At 47.3% G+C, this 372-nt stretch carries 1 rRNA gene; it reads right to left on the reverse strand.

The features are described from left to right. Window positions 1–372: ribosomal RNA gene (locus tag AB9F29_RS21440) — 23S ribosomal RNA — on the reverse strand; the annotation flags it as partial.

Below are 372 nucleotides of genomic sequence, written 5' to 3' on the forward strand. Positions count from 1 at the left end.
CTTAGCCTTAGATGGTGGTCCCCCCATGTTCAGACAGAATTTCACGTGTTCCGCCCTACTTAATACGTCCATTCATGCTTCCTATACGGGGCTGTCACCCGCTTTGGCCTACCTTTCCAGGTCGTTCTAGTCACATTCATGGCTCGGCTGGTCCCCGTTCGCTCGCCGCTACTAGGGGAGTATCTATTTATTTCCTTTCCTCCGGGTACTTAGATGTTTCAGTTCCCCGGGTTTGCTCTTAAAGTCCTATGTATTCAGACTAAAAGTACCTTGTTTACCCTACTATTGATTACCCTTGCGGATAACAATAATAGAATATCAGGTGGGTTGCCCCATTCGGACATCCATTGATCAAAGCTTATTCTCAGCTCC

The sequence above is a fragment of the Falsihalocynthiibacter sp. S25ZX9 genome (genome assembly GCF_041205405.1).
Lineage (GTDB): Bacteria > Pseudomonadota > Alphaproteobacteria > Rhodobacterales > Rhodobacteraceae > Falsihalocynthiibacter > Falsihalocynthiibacter arcticus.